Below are 18,379 nucleotides of genomic sequence, written 5' to 3'. Positions count from 1 at the left end.
TATTCCAGAGATAGTTGTGATTGAGCCGAGAAGCCGCGGCGTACTGGATGCCCCGCCTTCGCGGGGCATGACGGTGTGAGCTAATCCTGCGGCTCGGACGCCGCATCGCCTTGCGCATCGATGCGCAGCCAGCCTGACGGCGCAAGGCGCTGCTGCGGCAGGAAGCGGGCCTTGTAGTCCATCTTCTTCGAGCCCTCGATCCAGTAGCCGAGATAGACGTAGGGCAGGCCTTGCCGGCGGGCGCGGGCGATGTGGTCCAGGATCATGAAGGTGCCCATCGAGCGGCTGACCTGGCTCGGCTCGAAGAACGAGTAGACCATCGACAGTCCGTCGCTGAGCACGTCGGTCAGCGCCACCGCGATCAGCTCCTCGCCGCGGCCGGTGATGCCGCTGTCGGGGCCACGCTTGCGGTACTCGATGATGCGGGTCTCGACATGGCTGTCCTCGACCATCATGGCGTAGTCGAGCACGGTCATGTCGGCCATGCCGCCATGGCGATGGCGGGCGTCGAGATAGGCGCGGAACACCGAATATTGCTCGGAGGTCGGCACCGCGCTGCGCTGCTCGCCGATGATGTCGGCGTTGCGCGCGATGACTTTTCGGAAGTTGCGGGAGGCGCGGAACTCATTGGCCACGACCCGGACCGAGACGCAGGCACGGCATTGGTCACAGGCCGGCCGGTAGGCGATCGACTGACTGCGGCGGAACCCGCCATGGGTCAGGAGGTCGTTGAGGTCGCCTGCGCGTTCGCCCACGAGGTGCGTGAACACCTTGCGCTCATGCCGGCCCGGCAGATACGGGCAGGGGGATGGCGCCGTGAGGTAAAATTGTGGGGTGTCGCGCGAGTGCTGGGTCAAGGGACGTCGTGGGCCTCCAAAGTGGGTATCAGCATCGCGCTACGAAGGCCCCCGGTCAATCGGTCTACTCGGCAGGGCAGATCAGTCAGCTTAGTCGGTCCTGGTTGATAGGTCCTTGATCACCAGGACCTTGATCACCAGGACCTTGATCACCAGGAACCTTGGTCACCAGGTCCTGGCCGCCTGCGGGACGGGCGCGCGGACCGAGTTGTTGATCACGACGGTTCCCAGCACGAAATCGTGCAGCAGGCGACGGCGGCCGTTGAACGGGCCGACCAGCACCACGAAGGGCGTCAGGAACGAGACCGTCACCCAGAACAGCACGGCATGGGTCGCACCGAGCACGAAATAGCCGGGCGCGCCGTACCAGGTGCGCAGCTCCAGATCCATCAGGCGCATGCCGATCGTCGCGGACGAGGAGCCGCCGACGCAGGCGCCGTAATAGACGATGGCCCAGACCACGGAAGCCGGCCAGGCGATCCCGAACAGAAGAAAGCCGACGCCGAGGGTGACCACGCCGAACACGAAAATGAAGATATAGCCAAGGATCACCGGCACCGAGATGATGACCAGATCGATCAGGAAGGCGAACGCCCTCCGCGTCGCGACGCCGCGGAACAGCTCCGGATGCAGGTCAGGGTCGTAGGCGTGCGGCTGTGCCCCGCCGTCATTGCGCCAGACGCCTGAACTACCCGAGTCGTACGACATGGTCCGTTCTCCCAGAGGAAACCCTCAAGGCAGGACATGGGAACAGGCCATCCCCGTGCCAAGGGCGCACAGGCGTCAACAAGCCGAAATATTCCGGCGATTCGGGGGCGGTGCTGTTACCGCCGTCATCCCGGGGCGATAAGGGGCCGTACTCAGGAGCCACACTCTCCGCTGTCGTCCCGGACAAGCGAAGCGCAGATCCGGGATCCATAGCCCCAGGGAGGTGTTTGGCGAAGACAGCGAGTTGATTTCTTCGTCGGGACAAATACCGCGCATCATCGATGGATCACGCGGTATGGGTCCCTGCGTCCGCAGGGACGACGCCGGAGAAGCAGTACGCCTACTGCGCCCGCAGCTTCTCCGCCACCTTCGGCGCAAAGTAGCTGAGCACGCCATCGGCGCCGGCGCGCTTGAAGGCGAGCAGGCTCTCCATCATCGCGCGCTCGCCGTCGAGCCAGCCGTTGTTCGCGGCGGCTGCGATCATCGCGTATTCGCCGGAGACCTGGTAGGCGAAGGTCGGCATTGCGAAGGTGTCCTTCACGCGGCGCACCACGTCGAGATAGGGCATGCCGGGCTTCACCATCACCATGTCGGCGCCCTCGGCGATGTCGAGCTCGACCTCGCGCAGCGCCTCGTCGGTGTTGGCGCTGTCCATCTGGTAGGTTCGCTTGTCGCCCGTCAGCGTCTTGGCCGAGCCGATGGCATCGCGGAACGGGCCATAGAAGGCGGAGGCGTATTTGGCGGCATAGGCCATGATCTGCACGTCGAGCAGGCCTGAACGGTCCAGCCCCTCGCGGATCGCGGCGACGCGGCCGTCCATCATGTCGGAGGGCGCGATGATGTCGCAGCCGGCTTCGGCCTGCACCAGCGCCTGACGCACCAGCACCGCGACCGTCTCGTCGTTCAAGATCTTGCCGTCGGAGATCAGGCCGTCATGGCCGTGGCTGGTGAAGGGATCGAGCGCGACGTCGCAGAGGATGCCGATCTCCGGAAACTCCTTCTTGATCGCGCGCACCGCCTGGCAGACCAGATTGTTCGGATTGGTTGCTTCCGAGCCTTCCTCGTCGCGCAGGGACGGGTCGGTGTAGGGAAACAGCGCGAGGCAGGGGATGGTGAGCTTCATCGCGCGCTCGGCCTCACGCACGGCCTGGTCGACGCTGAGGCGCTCGACGCCCGGCATCGAGGCGATCTGCTCGCGCTTGTTGTCGCCGTCGATCAGGAACAGCGGCCAAATCAGATCGTCCGTCGTCAGCACATTCTCGCGCACCATGCGCCGGGCCCATTCGGCCTTGCGGTTGCGGCGCGGGCGGACGGTCAGATCGAGGGCAGGGGAGGCCGCAGTGCCATCCCGGCGCGAAACTTCGCGCAATTCGATCGGACGTCCGTATTTGATGGCCATCATTCTTCCTCCGGCTGGAATTATTCTTATACCAGCTCGCATGGTTCCCGCCACCGCGGCTTGACTTGCCGCAAGGGATTGCAGGCGATTGATTTTGCGGGGCGAAACAGCCAGAAGGGGGCCATGTCCGAGATCTCCACCCGCGATGCGGCCCGCGACGGCGCCAGTGCCAGGGACGCTGCCAGAGACAACGCCAGAGACAATGCGATGTCGGTGGCGGCGATCTCGTCGGAGCGCGCCGAGTCCGACGACAATGTCTGGACGCGCCGGCTGGTGCTGTTCCTGCGGGTGATGGCGCTGCTCTCGATCCTCAAGGGCCTCTATCACTGGGCCCAGGTCACCGGCTTCGTCGGCGGCGAGGACGAGGCGTTCGAGAACCAGTCGATGGCCTGGCAGGCCGCCACCGTCTACTTCGCCGTGATCGAGCTCGTTGCCGCGGTCGGCCTCTGGCTGGCGACGCCCTGGGGCGCGGTGGTGTGGCTGACGACCGTGGTGTCGATGGCGGTGATCGAGCTGATGTTCCCGGGCATCTATGGCGGCAGCCTGATCGTCGTCGGCGTCGAAGCCTTCATGCTCGCTGCGTATCTGGCGCTCGCCTGGATGGCCGCGCGCGAACGGCCGCCGTAGGCGACTTCGTCTCTGACAAGAATACTCTCGTGCCCCGGGCGCCATGCAGCGCGCCACACTTGCGGCGTGATGTGTTGCAGGGCCGGGGCCCATTTCGCTGCGATCTCGCTTTGGGACATCTCGGCTCTGCGCTTCGCTGCGCCTGTCCGGGACACGAGAGTGTCGCACTTGGTTGACCGATGGTTGCGTAAGATTTGCCGTAACTTTTCACTAACCAGCGTGTTCCGCCACAGCTCTTACGCGGCCGTTTCGAAACGGGGCGGGGCTGTTCTGGAATGCGACATCAGGTGCGGACGGAGGGTGAACAGGACCTTGCGAGAGTCAACAGACGGTTGCGAAAAGTGCTTGTGGCACAGGCTTAATCCGCAATTCACTGTCTTAAATTCATGATCTCTTTATTCTCTTATTTAAGCCGATCTTCAAACGAGCCCCTTAAGTTGCACCTATCAGACGGGACACAAGTTTCGTCGAATAAGTGTCGATAAAAACGACAACAGGGGAAGTGTCATGATGAAAGCCGTCGCAACTGCGGCAGATACGGCAGAGCGCGTCTCCGGCCAGCAGGGTTCGGTGCAGTCGCTCTATCTGGAAGCTTTGACTCTGGTGGAGCGGCTGCATCGCCGGCTCCTCGACGTCATCAAGGATGAATTCGATCGCCGCGGCCGTGCGGACATCAACTCGGTGCAGGCGCTCCTGCTCTACAACATCGGCGACAAGGAGCTGACCGCGGGCGAACTGCGCACGCGCGGTTATTATCTCGGCTCCAACGTCTCCTACAATCTGAAGAAGCTCGTCGAGCTCGGCTTCCTCGATCATCAGCGCTCGCGCGTTGATCGCCGCTCGGTGCGCATCCGCCTGACGCCGCAGGGCCAGGAAGTCCGTCGCATCGTCGACTCCCTCTACCAGAAGCACGTCAAGACGGTGGAGCAGGTCGGCGGCATCTCGGGCGAGGAATTCTCGACCCTCAACAAGTCGCTGCATCGCCTCGAGCGGTTCTGGACCGACCAGATCCTGTATCGTCTCTGAGTTCTTTTCGACGGGACTTGGCCAAGCCGGCCCACAACAAGACCGGCAAGCCTCCCGAACGTGCCTAACTTCCCCAAGCGCGCCGGCCCGGCCTTGCCCGGACCGGTGCGTTTTGTCGTCTTCGCGACTGCGAAATAATTACCCGGCCTTCGGAACCAGTTCCCCGCATCGCAGTTACTTCTCCGGATCGGAGGATGCGATGCTGGTCGAGCGCGGGCTTCAGGCAATGAACGTCGAACTCGTGAGCGATGCCTACGCCATCGCCGCGAATTATCTCCGCCGCTCCGGTGCGATCCCCGACACGCTCGTCACCAACGAGAGCCTGCTCGAGATCATCATCAAGCTGATCCAGCACGGCGAATTCAACAAGATCAGGCTGGCCAACAAGGCCATCGCCAGGTTCGAGGCGCAGTCCGAGGCCAGAGCGGTTGCCTGATCAGAACTCCCAAATTTCCAGAGAAGCAGAGGGTGCCATGGAAGCTGCCATCGACCGCATCATGCAGACCTATGACCTGCTCGCCAACCGCACCGCTGCGGCGAGCGAGGAGGCGCGCATGAAGGTGACGAATTACCTCAACACGTTGATGGAAGCCGGCGAGAAGGACACCCACAGGTTGACGGTGTGCGGACTGACCTATCTGCGCCAGCTCGACGGCAGCGTCGACCCGGTGAAGGCGGGGTATACCGGGCTGTAGGGGAGGGCCTGATCGGCCGGCGCCCGCACGGATTTTAAGGTCCATATCGGACCCTTCAGGACTGATCGGGGCGGACGGTTCCAGGGAGCCGTCCAGCCCCCCGGATCCTCCGGTCCCCCACCATATCTTGCATAAATATCAGGCCCGACCCGCAAATACTTGGCCGGGGGCGGGCGATGTGGTAGATCGCGCTCGCCGCTTCCGATCGCCACACCAGACCGCCCGTAGCCCGCCAAAAGGCTGCGGCGGTGGAGATATTCGCAAGATGACGTCAGCCAAAACCGCCTCCGCGCCCGATTCGTTTTTCACCGCCTCGCTCGAGCAGGCCGACCCGGAAATCGCCGCCGCCATCAAGGGCGAACTCGGCCGCCAGCGCCATGAGGTCGAGCTGATCGCCTCCGAGAACATCGTCAGCCGGGCCGTGCTGGAAGCGCAGGGTTCGGTGATGACCAACAAATACGCGGAAGGCTATCCGGGCGCGCGCTACTACGGCGGTTGTGAGTGGGTCGACGTTGCCGAGAACCTCGCGATCGATCGCGCCAAGAAGCTGTTCGGTGCCGGCTTTGCCAACGTGCAGCCGAACTCTGGCAGCCAGATGAACCAGGCGGTGTTCCTGGCGCTGCTCCAGCCCGGCGACACCTTCATGGGTCTCGACCTCGCGGCCGGCGGCCATCTCACCCACGGCTCGCCCGTCAACATGAGCGGCAAATGGTTCAAGGCCGCGCACTACACGGTGCGCCGCGAGGACCAGATCATCGACATGGACGCGGTCGCCAAGCAGGCCGAAGAGGTCAAGCCGAAGCTGATCGTCGCCGGCGGCTCGGCCTATTCGCGCGCCTGGGACTTCAAGCGCTTCCGCGAGATCGCTGACAGCGTCGGTGCGTACCTCCTGGTCGACATGGCGCACTTCGCGGGCCTCGTCGCCGGCGGCGTGCATGCCTCGCCCGTGCCGTATGCGCACGTCACCACCACCACGACGCACAAATCGCTGCGCGGTCCGCGCGGCGGCCTGATCCTCTCCAACGACGAGGCGCTCGCCAAGAAGCTCAACTCGGCGATCTTCCCGGGCCTGCAGGGCGGTCCCTTGATGCATGTGATCGCGGCGAAGGCGGTCGCCTTCGGCGAGGCGCTGCGTCCGGACTTCAAGGTCTATGCGAAGAACGTCGTCGAGAACGCCAAGGCGCTGGCGGAGGCGATGAAGAGCCACGGCTTCGATATTGTCTCCGGCGGTACCGATAACCATCTGATGCTCGTCGACCTCCGGCCGAAGGGCCTGAAGGGCAACGTCTCGGAGAAGGCGCTGGTCCGCGCTGCCATCACCTGCAACAAGAACGGCATTCCGTTCGACCCCGAAAAGCCGTTCGTCACCTCGGGCCTGCGTCTCGGCACGCCCGCTGCGACGACCCGCGGCTTCGGCGTCGCCGAATTCCAGCAGGTCGGCGGCATGATCGCCGAGGTCCTGAACGCGATCGCGCAATCCGATGACGGCAAGGCGCCGCTCGTCGAAGCCGCGATCAAGGAACGGGTCAAGGCGCTCACTGACCGGTTCCCGATCTATCAGTAAGGTCTAGGGTAAACGGATGCGCTGCCCGAACTGCAACAGTCTCGATACGCAGGTAAAGGACTCGCGTCCGACCGAGGATTCTTCCGTCATCCGCAGGCGGCGCGTGTGCGTCGCCTGCAATTTCCGCTTCACCACCTTCGAGCGCGTGCAGCTGCGCGAGCTCACGGTGATCAAGCGCAACGGCCGCCGCGTGCCGTTCGACCGCGACAAGCTGATGCGGTCGGTGTCGATCAGCTTGCGCAAGCGGCAGGTCGAGCCGGAGCGGGTCGAGAAGATGGTCTCCACCATCGTCCGCGAGCTCGAGACCGGCGGCGAGGCCGAGATCTCCTCCGAGGTGATCGGCGAGACCGTGATGGAGCATCTGCGCACGCTCGACGACGTCGCCTATGTGCGCTTCGCCTCCGTCTACCGCAATTTCCGCGAGGCCAAGGATTTCGCCGACGTGCTCGGCGAGCTCTCCGGTGAGGAGGAAGCGCGGCTCGCCGCGATCCGCAAATGATCTTCCGGATCCTGGAGGATCAGTTCGCGCAGAAGGCCCGCGAGTCCAAAGACGCCGATCGCCGCTTCATGCAGCTTGCGCTGGCGCTCGGCCGGCGCGGACAGGGGCGCACCTGGCCCAATCCCGCCGTCGGCGCGGTCATCGTGAAAGACGGGGTCATCGTCGGCCGCGGCTGGACGCAGCCAGGCGGGCGGCCGCATGGCGAGCCCGAAGCGCTGCGGCGCGCAGGCGAGGCCGCGCGCGGCGCCACGCTCTACGTCACGCTTGAGCCATGCTCGCATTTCGGCAAGTCGCCGCCTTGCGCAGACGCGGTGATCGCCGCCGGCATCACGCGGGTGGTTGCGGCGATCGAGGATCCCAATCCTGAAGTCGCGGGCCAAGGTCATGCGCGCTTGCGCGCCGCCGGCATCACGGTGGATGTGGGTCTGTGCGCGGCGGAGGCCGCGTTCGACCACGCCGGGCATTTTCGCCGCATCCGTGACAAGCGCCCGCATGTGATCCTGAAGCTCGCGGTCTCGCCTGACGGCAAGATCGGTGCGGCTGGCGGCAAGCCGCTTGCGATCACGGGCGAGGCTGTGCGCAACCGCGTGCATTTGCTCCGCGCACAGAGCGACGCCATCCTGGTCGGCATCGGCACGGTGCTGGCGGATGATCCGCAGCTCAACTGTCGCCTGCCGGGCATGGAAGCACGTTTTCCCGTACGCGTCGTGCTCGACCAGAATCTGCGTATTCCGGCCGCGAGCCAGCTTGGTCGTTCCGCGCGGGAGACGCCGCTCTGGGTGATCGGCTCCGAGCTTGCGGAAGCCGCGGCCGCCACGCGGCTCGGGGCGGCCGGCATTCAGATCATCCGCATACCGCCAGGAAGCGCTTCCGGGTTCGATCTTTCGGCCGTGCTGCACACGCTGGCCGAGAGGGGCATCTCACGGCTGCTGGTCGAAGGCGGCAGCCGCGTTGCGGCGTCCTTCATCGCGGCCGACCTCGCCGACGAGATCTGGCTGTTCCGCGGCGCGGAAGAGGTCGGCCCCGGCGGCGTCGATGCGCTCGATGCATTGCCCCTGTCGAAAATCACGCAGTCGCAGGCCTATAAGGTTCATGCTAGCGAGACATTCGACAGGGATACTCTCACCATCTACGAGCGCTCGTAATGTTCACTGGCATTGTCACCGATATCGGCGAGATCGTCGGCTTCACGCCAACGGCGCAGGGCCAGTTGCATCGGTTGCGCATCGCCTGCCGCTACGATCAGACCACGATCGCCGACGGCGCCTCGATCGCCTGCAACGGCGTCTGCCTGACGGTGGTCGCTTCCGGCGTCGAAGCCGGCAGAACCTGGTTCGACGTCGATGCCGCCGCCGAGACGCTGGCGTTGACGACGGCAAGGCACTGGAAGGTCGGGACCAGGCTCAATCTCGAGCGTGCGCTGAAGATCGGCGACGAGCTCGGCGGCCATATCGTCGCCGGCCACGCCGACGGCATTGCGACCCTGGTCAGCCGCGAGGATCTGCCTGATATGGCGCGGTTCGAGCTCTCGACCACGCGGGAGCTCGCGCGATTCATCGCCACCAAGGGCTCGATCACGCTCGACGGCGTCTCGCTGACGGTCAATACGGTGAAGGACGTGATCTTTTCGGTCTTGATCATCCCGCACACGCTGACGGTCACGACGATCGGCGGCTGGAAGGCGGGTGCCGAGGTCAATATCGAGGTCGACCTGATGGCCCGCTACGCAGCGCGGCTGACGGAAATGAAGTGACCGGCGAGGCCGGAACGACAGTTTAAAACTTGGCTTACCAGCCTGCGGCGACTACATAACGCGCCGACCTCTGTAGAACGGATTTTGACGATGGCAGACGCGCGACGCGCACCCCTGAAGGACCAGACCGACATTTCCGGCGCACGCGCGCTGATTGTCGAGGCGCGGTTCTATGACGATCTCCAGGATGCGCTTCTGGACGGCGCGGTGACCGAGCTGAAGGCGGCCGGTCTGACGCATGACGTCATCACGGTTCCCGGCGCGCTGGAAATCCCGGCGGCGATCGCCATCGCGATCGACGCGGCTGCGGCAAACGGCAAGCCCTATGACGCGGTGATCGCGCTCGGCTGCGTGATCCGCGGCGACACCATCCATTTCGAGATCGTCTCGCAGGAATCCTCGCGCGCGCTGATGGATCTCGCGGTGGCGCGGAAGCTGCCGCTCGGCAACGGCATCCTCACCGTCAACAATGAGGACCAGGCCTGGGCGCGGGCGCGCGCCAGCGAGCTCAACAAGGGCGGCGATGCCGCGCGCGCGGCGCTTGCCATGCTGCGCATCAAACGCCGCCTGGCGCGGGCCTGAGCGATGGCCGACAACAACAAAAAACCGGCGGCGGGCGCTCCGGAGAAGAAGGCGAACCGGCGCGGCGCGGCGCGGCTCGCGGCCGTCCAGGCGCTGTACCAGATGGACATCGCCGGCGCCGGCATCAACGACATTTTTGCGGAGTTCGAAAGCCACTGGCTCGGCAACGAGGTCGAGGGCGACACCTATTTGCCGGCGGAAGCCGCGTTCTTCCGCGACGTCGTCTCCGGCGTCGTGCGCGACCAGAAGAAGCTGGATCCCCTGATCGACGAGGCGCTGTCGACGGGCTGGCCGCTGAAGCGCATCGAGGCCATCCTGCGCGCTGTGCTGCGGGCAGGGGCCTACGAGCTCCAGCATCGCAAGGACGTGCCGGGCCGCGTCGTCGTGTCCGAATATGTCGACGTCGCCAACGCCTTCGTCGATCGCGAGGAGACCGGCATGGTCAACGCAGTGCTCGACCAGATCGGCCGCCAGTTTCGTGGCGACGAGTTCGGGCGAGGGTAGACATTCGCGAGGGCGGTGAAGTGATGCAACGCGGCTGCCCCACGCTCCCCTGTCATGCCCCGCGAAGGCGGGGCATCCAGTACGCCGCGACCTATCGATTTCAAACGACTGTCTCTGGAATACTGGATCGCCCGGTCAAGCCGGGCGATGACGGCGAGGGGTGAGGCTGGCGTTGATGGCAAACCCGCACAACCCCTCCGCCGAAGACTCCCTCATCGCGCGCTATTTCAAGCCGCTGGCGACTGACCCCGGCGCGTTCGGGCTGGTCGACGATGCCGCAGTTCTGTCCGCATCCGGCGACGACATCGTCGTCACCACCGACGCCGTCGTCGAGGGCGTGCATTATCTTGCCACCGACCCGCCCGACACGATCGCGCGAAAAGCGCTGCGGGTGAACCTGTCCGATCTCGCCGCGAAGGGCGCAACGCCGGCCGGCTTCGTGCTGACGCTGGCGCTGCGCAGCAAGGAGGATGCCTGGCTCAGGCCGTTCGCTGATGCGCTTGGCGAGGACGCAAAAACCTTCGCGTGCCCGCTGCTCGGCGGCGACACGGTGTCGACGCCGGGGCCGCAGATGATCTCGATCACCGCCTTCGGCCGCGTGCCGAAGGGACGGATGGTCGGCCGGACCGGCGCGCGGCCGGGCGACCGCATCCTGGTGACCGGAACGATCGGCGATGCCGCGCTCGGCCTCGACGTGCTCACGGGCGGCGCGGTGGCCGGGGCGCTCGCGTCCGAGCAGGAAGCAAAGGAGATGCTGGTCTCGCGCTATCGCGTCCCGCAGCCGCGCAATGTGCTGGCGCAGGCCGTGCGTGACCATGCGTCGGCCGCGATGGATGTCTCCGACGGGCTCGCCGGCGACCTGACGAAACTCTGTGCAGCGTCCGGCGTCTCGGGCACGATCGACGTCGCGAACGTGCCGCTCTCGGCTGCTGCGGCCGGCCTGATCGCGGGCAACGTCGTTTGCGTTGAGACGCTGCTCGCCGGGGGCGACGACTACGAGGTGCTGTGCACCGTGCCGCCAGCACAGAGCGATGCGCTGATTGCCGCAGGTCAGGCGGCAGGCGTGGCCGTCACGGCGATCGGCACGATCGTCGCAGGCCATGAGCGGCCGCGCTTTCTGGACGGGCAGGGCCAGGAACTGGCCTTGACGCGCCTGTCCTACAGCCACTTCTGAATTCAGGTCCGCCTCGAACCCGATCTATCCGCCGGTCTTTCCGGCCGCCGCTTGCCGCAACCTCGGCGAAAGCAAGCGGATGTATCGATGTCCATTGATGCGAAAGCAGCCAATGGATGCGATTCGATGACGGCGGCCGTTTCGAGTGTGAGCAACACGCAGACTGTTCCAGGCAGGGAGTGCGGAAGCTGCACGCTCTGTTGCAAGGTTTACAACGTGGTCGAGCTCGGCAAGGCCGCCGGCAAATGGTGCTCGCATTGCAAGCCCGGCCGGGGCTGCACGATCCACGACAGCCTGCCCAGTGAGTGCGCGGCGTTCAATTGTCTCTGGAAAACCATGCCGTCGATGTCGATGCAATGGAAGCCCGATCAGTCGAAGATGGTGCTGACCTTGCACCCTGGAACCAACAACATTCATGCCGTGGTCGATCCCGGCCAACCATCGGCATGGACCCGGGAGCCTTATCACGGCCAGTTGCGCTTGTTGTCGAAGACCAACATGACGAAAGGCCATCTTGTGGTGGTGTTGGTCAATGAGCAGGCGACGCTCATCCTGCCCGATCAGGATGTGCCGCTCGGCGTCCTCAAGCCCGAGCAGGTTATTTCGGTGACGCTGGAGGCTGGCCCCAATGGCAGCGTCTACGACGTCAAGATCTTCAGCCGGCGCATGACAGCGGACGGGCAGACCTTGGAAATGGCCTCGACATCCCGTCATCCCGTGAGGTCGGCGGCCTAGGCGTGGCCGCGGCACCAAGCCGCGCCCGGTTCGGAGGTCGTCTCCCGGCGCGGCACCAAGCCGGCGGCCAAGCGCTCAGGATTAGGTCTAATTACCTGCCGAGATCGGCTTTTTCGGCCTTATCCGGCGTTGCACCCTCAATTTGATTTTGGCAAGCTTGTGACCGAGCAGGGCCACACCTTCGCGCGAGGGGCGGCCCTGTTCAACATAAGGGCGCCGCACCGCATGACGGAAAAACAAAAGGCGCCGGGGGTACGTACATCAAGGATCTGAGGCAAAAATCACATGACAGCATTATGGTTGATAGTGCTCTGCGGAGTGCTTTCCGTCGTCTACGCGATTTGGGCGACGTCTTCGGTGTTGAGTGCGGATGCGGGGTCACCGCGCATGCAGGAGATCGCGGGAGCGGTGCGTGAAGGCGCACAGGCGTATCTCCGGCGCCAGTACACCACGATCGGCATCGTCGGCATCGTCATCTTCGTGCTGCTTGCCTATTTCCTCGGGCTCTATGTTGCGATCGGTTTCGCCATCGGTGCCATCCTGTCGGGGGCGGCCGGTTTCATCGGCATGAACGTCTCGGTTCGGGCCAATGTGCGCACCGCCCAGGCTGCGACCACGTCGCTGGCCGGCGGCCTCGAGCTCGCCTTCAAGGCGGGCGCGATCACCGGCATGCTGGTAGCGGGTCTCGCGCTGCTCGGCGTGACGCTCTATTTCGGCTTCCTGGTCCATTCGCTGAAGCTCGCACCCGACAGCCGAACCGTGGTCGACGCCATGGTGGCGCTCGGCTTCGGTGCCTCGCTGATCTCGATCTTCGCCCGTCTCGGCGGCGGCATCTTCACCAAGGGTGCGGACGTCGGCGGCGACCTTGTCGGCAAGGTCGAGGCCGGCATCCCCGAGGACGACCCACGCAACCCGGCCACCATCGCCGACAACGTCGGTGACAACGTCGGCGACTGCGCCGGCATGGCCGCCGACCTGTTCGAGACCTATGCGGTGACCGCGGTCGCCACCATGGTGCTCGCGGCGATCTTCTTCGCCAAGACGCCGATCCTCGCCAACATGATGACGCTGCCGCTCGCCATCGGCGGCATCTGCATCATCACCTCGATCATCGGCACGTTCTTCGTGAAGCTCGGGCCGAGCCAGTCGATCATGGGCGCGCTCTACAAGGGCCTGATCGCAACCGGCATCCTGTCGCTGGTCGGCATCGCCGGGGTGATCTACTCCCTGATCGGCTTCGGCAAGCTCGACGGCGTCGACTATACCGGCATGGCGCTGTTCGAATGCGGCGTGGTCGGCCTCATCGTCACCGCGCTGATCATCTGGATCACCGAGTACTACACCGGCACGGACTATCGTCCGGTGAAGTCGATCGCGCAGGCCTCGGTGACCGGTCACGGCACCAACGTGATCCAGGGTCTCGCCGTCTCGATGGAAGCGACCGCGCTGCCCGCGATCGTCATCATCGCCGGCATCCTGGTCACCTACAGCCTGGCCGGCCTGTTCGGCATCGCGATCGCGACCGCCACCATGCTGGCGCTGGCCGGCATGGTCGTCGCGCTCGACGCCTTCGGCCCGGTCACCGACAACGCCGGCGGCATCGCCGAGATGGCGGGCCTGCCGAAGGAGGTGCGCAAGTCGACCGACGCGCTCGACGCGGTCGGCAACACCACCAAGGCGGTGACCAAGGGCTACGCGATCGGCTCCGCCGGTCTCGGCGCGCTGGTGCTGTTCGCAGCCTACAACCAGGACCTCAAGTTCTTCGTTGCGGACTCTGCGCGCCACACCTACTTCGCCGGCGTCAATCCGGACTTCTCGCTCAACAACCCGTATGTGGTGGTTGGCCTGTTGTTCGGCGGCCTGCTGCCGTATTTGTTCGGCGCGATGGGCATGACGGCCGTGGGCCGTGCGGCCAGCGCGATCGTCGAGGAGGTGCGGCGCCAGTTCCGCGAGAAGCCGGGCATCATGCAGGGCACCGACAAGCCGGACTACGGCAAGGCGGTCGACCTGCTCACCCGTGCGGCGATCAAGGAGATGATCATCCCCTCGCTGCTCCCGGTCCTGTCGCCGATCGTCGTCTACTTCCTGATCTACGCGATCGCGGGCGGCGGCGCGGCGGGCAAGTCGGCGGCGTTCTCGGCGGTCGGCGCGATGCTGCTCGGCGTGATCGTGACCGGCCTGTTCGTCGCGATCTCGATGACCTCGGGCGGCGGCGCCTGGGACAACGCGAAGAAGTACATCGAGGACGGTCACTTTGGCGGCAAGGGCTCTGACGCCCACAAGTCGGCGGTGACCGGCGACACCGTCGGCGATCCCTACAAGGATACGGCGGGACCGGCGGTGAACCCGATGATCAAGATCACCAACATCGTGGCGTTGCTGTTGCTGGCGATCCTGGCGCACTGAGCGGCCTCGACGACCCCAAGACAAAACCCCGCGGCGCGAGCCGCGGGGCTTCTTGTCAGGGGCAGCGCAGTCCGGCCGCACGGCAAAACAGGGTTCGACGGTCGAGCTTCAGGCTTTCGGCTCCGATCCGTCCTCGGCTCTTTGCGCAAATACTTCCTTCGCTGCGAACAGGCCGTTGAGGGCAGCCGGGAAGCCGGCATAGACGGCCATCTGTATGAGGATCTCGACAATCTCCTCTCGGCCGAGCCCGACATTCAGGCCAGCCTCGATATGCACCTTGAGCTGAGGTGTGGCGTTCCCCATGGCCGCGAGCGCTGCGATCGTTGCGATTTCGCGCGACCGGATGTCGAGCCCGGGCCGCGAGTAGATGTCACCGAATGGAAACTCGAAGACATAGGTGGCAAAGTCTGGGGCGATGTCATCAAGCGCCGCCACGACCTTATGGCCGGCCTCTCCGTCGATCTCAGCGAGCGCGCGGCGACCGCGCTCCAACCGGCTTTCGCCGGCGTTCGGGAAGTGTTGCATCATAATACTTCATCCTCTGTTCCGTTTCGGCATAACCGCCGATCTTGGTGTCGAGGACGAGAAGACAGGCATTCAGTTCGTCGACGTGGGCACGCACGCTTTCACGGTGCCGCTCCAGCAGCGCGCGCCGCTCGGCCTCGGTGCCGCTGCCTCGATCCCGGAGTTCCGCGTAAAGCAGCATGTCCCGGATCGGCATGCCGGTTGTCTTCAGGCGGCCGAGAAACTCGATCCATGCAAGGATCGAGGCGTCGTAGTCACGTCGGCTGGATCGATCCCGGTCAGCGTAAGGCAACAGCCCGATCCGCTCGTAGTAGCGGATCGTGTGGGCCGTCAGTCCGGAACGCTTCGCGAGTTCGCCGATCTTCATGCCTGTCTCTCATCACGACGCACGGAAACTACGAGTTCGAGTGCGCTCTAAGTCAAGAGACATTCTGGCCCAGACTGTACGAGCGTCGCGCCGTTGGCGGTCGGCGGTCCGGTCGGGCCATGTGGCGAGCCAGCGGCCTACTGCACGTCCATCTGCAGCCCTTCCTTCTGGATGATGCCGGCGAACTTCTTCGTTTCGGCATCCACGAAGGCGGAGAACTGCTCTGGCGTGCCGTAGTCGGCGCGGGCACCCATGGCGGCGATGTTCTTCTTGACGTCGTCGCGCTCCAGCATCGCCTTCACCTGGAGATTGAGCGCCTCGAGCACGGCGGGCTGAACGCCCTTGGGCAGGAACACCGAGAACCAGGACGACACGTCGAAAGCAGCCAGCTCCGGCGCGCTCTCGCGCATCGTTGGCAGGTTCGGCGCAAGGTCGCTGCGCTCGGTCGTGGTGACGCAGAGGCCGTTGAGCGTGCCGTTCTGCACCTGCGGCAGGCTCGGATAGAGGTTGTCGAACAGGATCTGGATGTCGCCGGCGAGCGCGGCCTGGAGCGCGGGACCGGCACCGCGGAACGGGATGTGCGTCATCTTCAGCCCGGTGAGCTGCAGGAACCAGGCGCCGGTGAGGTGAGGGCTCTGGCCGACGCCGGACGAGGCGTAGCTGAGCTTGTCGGGATTGGCCTTCAGATACGCGATCAGCTCGGCCACCGACTTGATGCCGGTCTTCGGATGCGCCGAGACGATGTTCGGGATCCGGATCATGTTGGTAACAGGCTGGAGCTGGTCCGGCTTGTAGGTGAGGTTCTTGAAAATGCTGTAGGCGATCGCGTTCGGCCCCGGGTTGCCGATCAGGATGGTGTGTCCGTCGGGCTTGGCGCGGACAACCTCCGCCGTTCCGATCGTGCCGCCGCCGCCGGAGCGGTTTTCCACGACGGCCGACTGGCCCCAGGCGGTTTGCAGATGGGCGGCCAGGAGCCGGCCCATGACGTCGGTCGAGCCGCCGGCCGCAGCCGGCACGACGATGCGGACGTTTTCGGTGGGCTTCCAGTCCGCCAGGCTCGATCGCGGCAGGATCGCCGCGGCCGAGAGGCCGGCGGCACCGGCGAGCACGCGGCGGCGGGACAGAAATTTATTGGGCACGAATCCACTCCCTGCTTCTTGTTTTGCAGGGAGCGTAGGGAACCCGACGCGCAACGGCAAGCCGTGCGAGGCGGCACGACGCCGCAGGCTAAAGGCTCAGTTAAAGCTGAGCAGTTTGAAGATCGGCGTGAGGTAACTCATCTCCTGGCCCGACGTCGGTGTCGTGCGGCTGATGAAGTCGAAGATCTTGCCGTCTTGGAGACCGTAATTCGCCAGCCGGCGCACGCGCCGGTTCTTGTCGAAATAGACGGCGATCACGCGCTGGTCGACCACCCTCTGGTTCATGAAGGCGACGATACGCTCCGAGCGCTGCGAGATGTAGTAAAACACCTCACCGTCGAGGGTCGCGACCGTGGAGGGCGTGCCCATCACGATCAGCACCTGGTCCTGGCTCGCGCCGATCGGAATCTGCTCCAGCGCGCCGGGCGGCAGGATGTAACCCTTCTGGAACTGCTCACCGGTGCAGCCGGCAAGGGCGGCCCCGACCAGAGCGACGGCCGCGAGCATGCGCAGGCCGCGCCAGCGTGCATGAATGCCGCGCCGCTTGTCCGCGCGCAGGCTGGTCTCGTTCGTTATCGTCATAGCGGAACTGATTCCGTCCCCTTGCGTCGCGCGAGGCGCTGAAGTACCGGGCGGAGGCTGCAATTGCAACACGCGCACGCCCGCTTGCGGAACCCACAATGGTTTGGCCGTTCAATCACTTCAGGAAACCCCGGCAAGCCCCGCGCGGCACCATTGAAGCCATCTATGGCATGATCGTGACGCAGGCGCGAGAACCCATGTTTTACCGCGACTTGGGCGTGCCCGATACGGTTAACGGGCGATTCGACCTGTTGCTGCTGCATCTCTGGCTGCTGCTGCGCCGCCTGCGCACGGTCCAGGGCGCCACCGAGCTGTCCCAGGCGCTGTTCGACCGCTTCTGCGAGGACATGGACGACAATCTGCGCGAGATGGGGATCGGCGACCAGACCGTGCCGAAGCGGATGCGGGCCTTCGGCGAGGCGTTTTACGGGCGCGTCCAGGCCTATGACCAGGCCATCGAAGGCGGCGGCGAGGCGCTGGCCGCGGCCATCTGCAAGAATATCCTGAATGGGACCGGCATGGACCAGGCGCGGCAACTCGCGGCCTACGCGCGGGCCACGGAGGCCGATCTCGGCCGGACCGACGAGACGGCGCTGCTGGGGGCGTCCTTCAAGTTTCCTCCAGCGCTCAGCGAGGACATCACGCCATGAACCGACCGAACGCAGAATCGAAGCCCGATCCCTGGCGGTCCCCGGTCATCGTCGCGCAGATTCCCGACACCGGACTGCATCGCAAGCTTGAGGCATCAGCCGCCGAACGGCAGGCCATGGCCGAGCTCGCGGGCATCCGCGAGGTCCTTTCCGCCCAGGCCGACCTCGAAATCGTGCCGAAAAGCGGCGGCCGTTACGAGGTCACGGGCCTCGTTCGCGCCCGGATCGGCCAGACTTGTGTGGTCACGCTCGACCCGATCGAGAACGAGATCGAGGAGGAGGTAGACCTGATGTTCGCGCCTGAGGCCGAGGCGCGGCGGCTCGCCGACCTGATCGAGGAGGGGCAGGACGACGCGGAGCCGCCGGAGGTCGTCGATCCGCCGGAGGCCATCATGAACGGCACCATCGACCTCGGCCGGATTGCCACCGATGCGCTGTTCCTGGCGATCGACCCCTATCCGCGCAAGCCGGGCGTCGTGTTCGAGGCCGAGGTCACCGCGCCTGACCCCGAGGACCATCCCTTTGCCGTGCTGAAGGCGCTCCAGGACAAGAAGAAAGACAAATAGCTGGGCATTCCCGGTGAGGAT

General features: G+C 65.1%; 22 protein-coding genes. 15 read left to right on the top strand and 7 right to left on the bottom strand.

The genetic code is table 11. From position 1 onward, the window contains the following. Positions 1 to 80: 80 nt before the first annotated feature. The 3 genes from NLM25_RS26055 to hemB form a co-directional block, all read right to left on the bottom strand. Positions 81 to 857 carry an arginyltransferase gene (locus tag NLM25_RS26055; RefSeq protein WP_254138888.1) on the bottom strand — a complete coding sequence of 259 codons (777 nt, stop codon included), beginning with the start codon at positions 855 to 857 and terminating at the stop codon, positions 81 to 83. A gap of 165 nt (positions 858 to 1,022) precedes the next feature. Continuing rightward, positions 1,023 to 1,565 carry an RDD family protein gene (locus NLM25_RS26050; RefSeq protein ID WP_254138887.1) on the bottom strand — a complete coding sequence of 181 codons (543 nt, stop codon included), beginning with the start codon at positions 1,563 to 1,565 and terminating at the stop codon, positions 1,023 to 1,025. Between the two features lie 340 nt (positions 1,566 to 1,905). Then, positions 1,906 to 2,964 carry a porphobilinogen synthase gene (gene hemB, locus NLM25_RS26045; RefSeq protein ID WP_254141266.1) on the bottom strand — a complete coding sequence of 353 codons (1,059 nt, stop codon included), beginning with the start codon at positions 2,962 to 2,964 and terminating at the stop codon, positions 1,906 to 1,908. Between the two features lie 123 nt (positions 2,965 to 3,087). On the opposite strand from hemB, the gene NLM25_RS26040 reads away from it, so the two are divergent. From NLM25_RS26040 to NLM25_RS25980, 13 genes are all read left to right on the top strand, one after another. Continuing rightward, on the top strand, positions 3,088 to 3,591 hold the full coding sequence (locus NLM25_RS26040) for a DUF6163 family protein (RefSeq protein WP_254138886.1): 504 nt from the start codon (positions 3,088 to 3,090) through the stop codon (positions 3,589 to 3,591). A gap of 507 nt (positions 3,592 to 4,098) precedes the next feature. Continuing rightward, on the top strand, positions 4,099 to 4,617 hold the full coding sequence (gene ldtR / locus NLM25_RS26035) for a transcriptional regulator LdtR (protein WP_011087797.1): 519 nt from the start codon (positions 4,099 to 4,101) through the stop codon (positions 4,615 to 4,617). Between the two features lie 199 nt (positions 4,618 to 4,816). Then, complete coding sequence (locus NLM25_RS26030) at positions 4,817 to 5,053, top strand: hypothetical protein (RefSeq protein ID WP_254120221.1); 237 nt, start codon at positions 4,817 to 4,819, stop codon at positions 5,051 to 5,053. Between the two features lie 37 nt (positions 5,054 to 5,090). Beyond that, the gene (locus NLM25_RS26025) at positions 5,091 to 5,312 is read left to right on the top strand and encodes a hypothetical protein (protein WP_254120220.1); all 222 of its coding nucleotides are present in this window, start codon (positions 5,091 to 5,093) and stop codon (positions 5,310 to 5,312) included. A gap of 265 nt (positions 5,313 to 5,577) precedes the next feature. Continuing rightward, positions 5,578 to 6,876, top strand: a complete 1,299-nt coding sequence (gene glyA / locus NLM25_RS26020; protein ID WP_254120219.1) for a serine hydroxymethyltransferase — start codon at positions 5,578 to 5,580, stop codon at positions 6,874 to 6,876. Positions 6,877 to 6,892: 16 nt separating this feature from the next. Further along, positions 6,893 to 7,375 (top strand): transcriptional regulator NrdR, encoded by a 483-nt coding sequence (nrdR, locus tag NLM25_RS26015; RefSeq protein ID WP_007603426.1) that lies wholly within the window; start codon positions 6,893 to 6,895, stop codon positions 7,373 to 7,375. Next, positions 7,372 to 8,520, top strand: a complete 1,149-nt coding sequence (gene ribD, locus NLM25_RS26010; RefSeq protein WP_254138885.1) for a bifunctional diaminohydroxyphosphoribosylaminopyrimidine deaminase/5-amino-6-(5-phosphoribosylamino)uracil reductase RibD — start codon at positions 7,372 to 7,374, stop codon at positions 8,518 to 8,520. The genes nrdR and ribD overlap by 4 nt, the downstream gene beginning before the upstream one ends. Continuing rightward, positions 8,520 to 9,128, top strand: coding sequence for a riboflavin synthase (locus NLM25_RS26005; protein WP_254138884.1), 609 nt, complete (start codon positions 8,520 to 8,522; stop codon positions 9,126 to 9,128). Before ribD ends, NLM25_RS26005 begins: the two co-directional genes overlap by 1 nt. Before the next feature lie 90 nt (positions 9,129 to 9,218). Continuing rightward, complete coding sequence (gene ribH, locus NLM25_RS26000) at positions 9,219 to 9,710, top strand: 6,7-dimethyl-8-ribityllumazine synthase (RefSeq protein ID WP_254120216.1); 492 nt, start codon at positions 9,219 to 9,221, stop codon at positions 9,708 to 9,710. A gap of 3 nt (positions 9,711 to 9,713) precedes the next feature. Continuing rightward, complete coding sequence (gene nusB, locus NLM25_RS25995; RefSeq protein WP_254120215.1) at positions 9,714 to 10,214, top strand: transcription antitermination factor NusB; 501 nt, start codon at positions 9,714 to 9,716, stop codon at positions 10,212 to 10,214. Positions 10,215 to 10,389: 175 nt separating this feature from the next. Continuing rightward, on the top strand, positions 10,390 to 11,388 hold the full coding sequence (gene thiL, locus NLM25_RS25990) for a thiamine-phosphate kinase (protein ID WP_254138883.1): 999 nt from the start codon (positions 10,390 to 10,392) through the stop codon (positions 11,386 to 11,388). An 87-nt stretch (positions 11,389 to 11,475) separates the two neighbouring features. After that, on the top strand, positions 11,476 to 12,123 hold the full coding sequence (locus NLM25_RS25985) for a hypothetical protein (protein ID WP_254120213.1): 648 nt from the start codon (positions 11,476 to 11,478) through the stop codon (positions 12,121 to 12,123). Between the two features lie 285 nt (positions 12,124 to 12,408). After that, a complete protein-coding gene (locus NLM25_RS25980; RefSeq protein ID WP_254120212.1) occupies positions 12,409 to 14,529 on the top strand; it encodes a sodium-translocating pyrophosphatase in 2,121 nt (706 codons plus the stop codon). A gap of 108 nt (positions 14,530 to 14,637) precedes the next feature. Here the strand turns inward: NLM25_RS25980 and NLM25_RS25975 are convergent, their stop codons facing one another. From NLM25_RS25975 to NLM25_RS25960, 4 genes are all read right to left on the bottom strand, one after another. After that, positions 14,638 to 15,054 (bottom strand): carboxymuconolactone decarboxylase family protein, encoded by a 417-nt coding sequence (locus NLM25_RS25975; protein WP_254124406.1) that lies wholly within the window; start codon positions 15,052 to 15,054, stop codon positions 14,638 to 14,640. Further along, on the bottom strand, positions 14,993 to 15,421 hold the full coding sequence (locus tag NLM25_RS25970; protein WP_254120211.1) for a MerR family transcriptional regulator: 429 nt from the start codon (positions 15,419 to 15,421) through the stop codon (positions 14,993 to 14,995). Before NLM25_RS25970 ends, NLM25_RS25975 begins: the two co-directional genes overlap by 62 nt. 137 nt (positions 15,422 to 15,558) lie before the next feature. Beyond that, entirely contained in the window at positions 15,559 to 16,560 is a 1,002-nt protein-coding gene (locus NLM25_RS25965; protein ID WP_254120210.1) for a tripartite tricarboxylate transporter substrate binding protein, read from the bottom strand. A gap of 96 nt (positions 16,561 to 16,656) precedes the next feature. After that, entirely contained in the window at positions 16,657 to 17,142 is a 486-nt protein-coding gene (locus NLM25_RS25960) for an outer membrane protein assembly factor BamE (RefSeq protein WP_254120209.1), read from the bottom strand. A gap of 98 nt (positions 17,143 to 17,240) precedes the next feature. Here NLM25_RS25960 and NLM25_RS25955 point away from each other — a divergent pair, with 98 nt between their 5' ends. Together NLM25_RS25955 and NLM25_RS25950 are read left to right on the top strand one after the other, a co-directional pair. Further along, on the top strand, positions 17,241 to 17,792 hold the full coding sequence (locus NLM25_RS25955; protein ID WP_254138882.1) for a ubiquinol-cytochrome C chaperone family protein: 552 nt from the start codon (positions 17,241 to 17,243) through the stop codon (positions 17,790 to 17,792). After that, complete coding sequence (locus NLM25_RS25950) at positions 17,789 to 18,358, top strand: DUF177 domain-containing protein (RefSeq protein ID WP_254120207.1); 570 nt, start codon at positions 17,789 to 17,791, stop codon at positions 18,356 to 18,358. The genes NLM25_RS25955 and NLM25_RS25950 overlap by 4 nt, the downstream gene beginning before the upstream one ends. Positions 18,359 to 18,379: the final 21 nt, after the last annotated feature.

It is taken from the genome of Bradyrhizobium sp. CCGB01 (assembly GCF_024199795.1).
In the GTDB taxonomy this organism is placed as follows: Bacteria; Pseudomonadota; Alphaproteobacteria; order Rhizobiales; family Xanthobacteraceae; genus Bradyrhizobium.
This window is presented reverse-complemented; position numbering and strand designations above follow the sequence as displayed.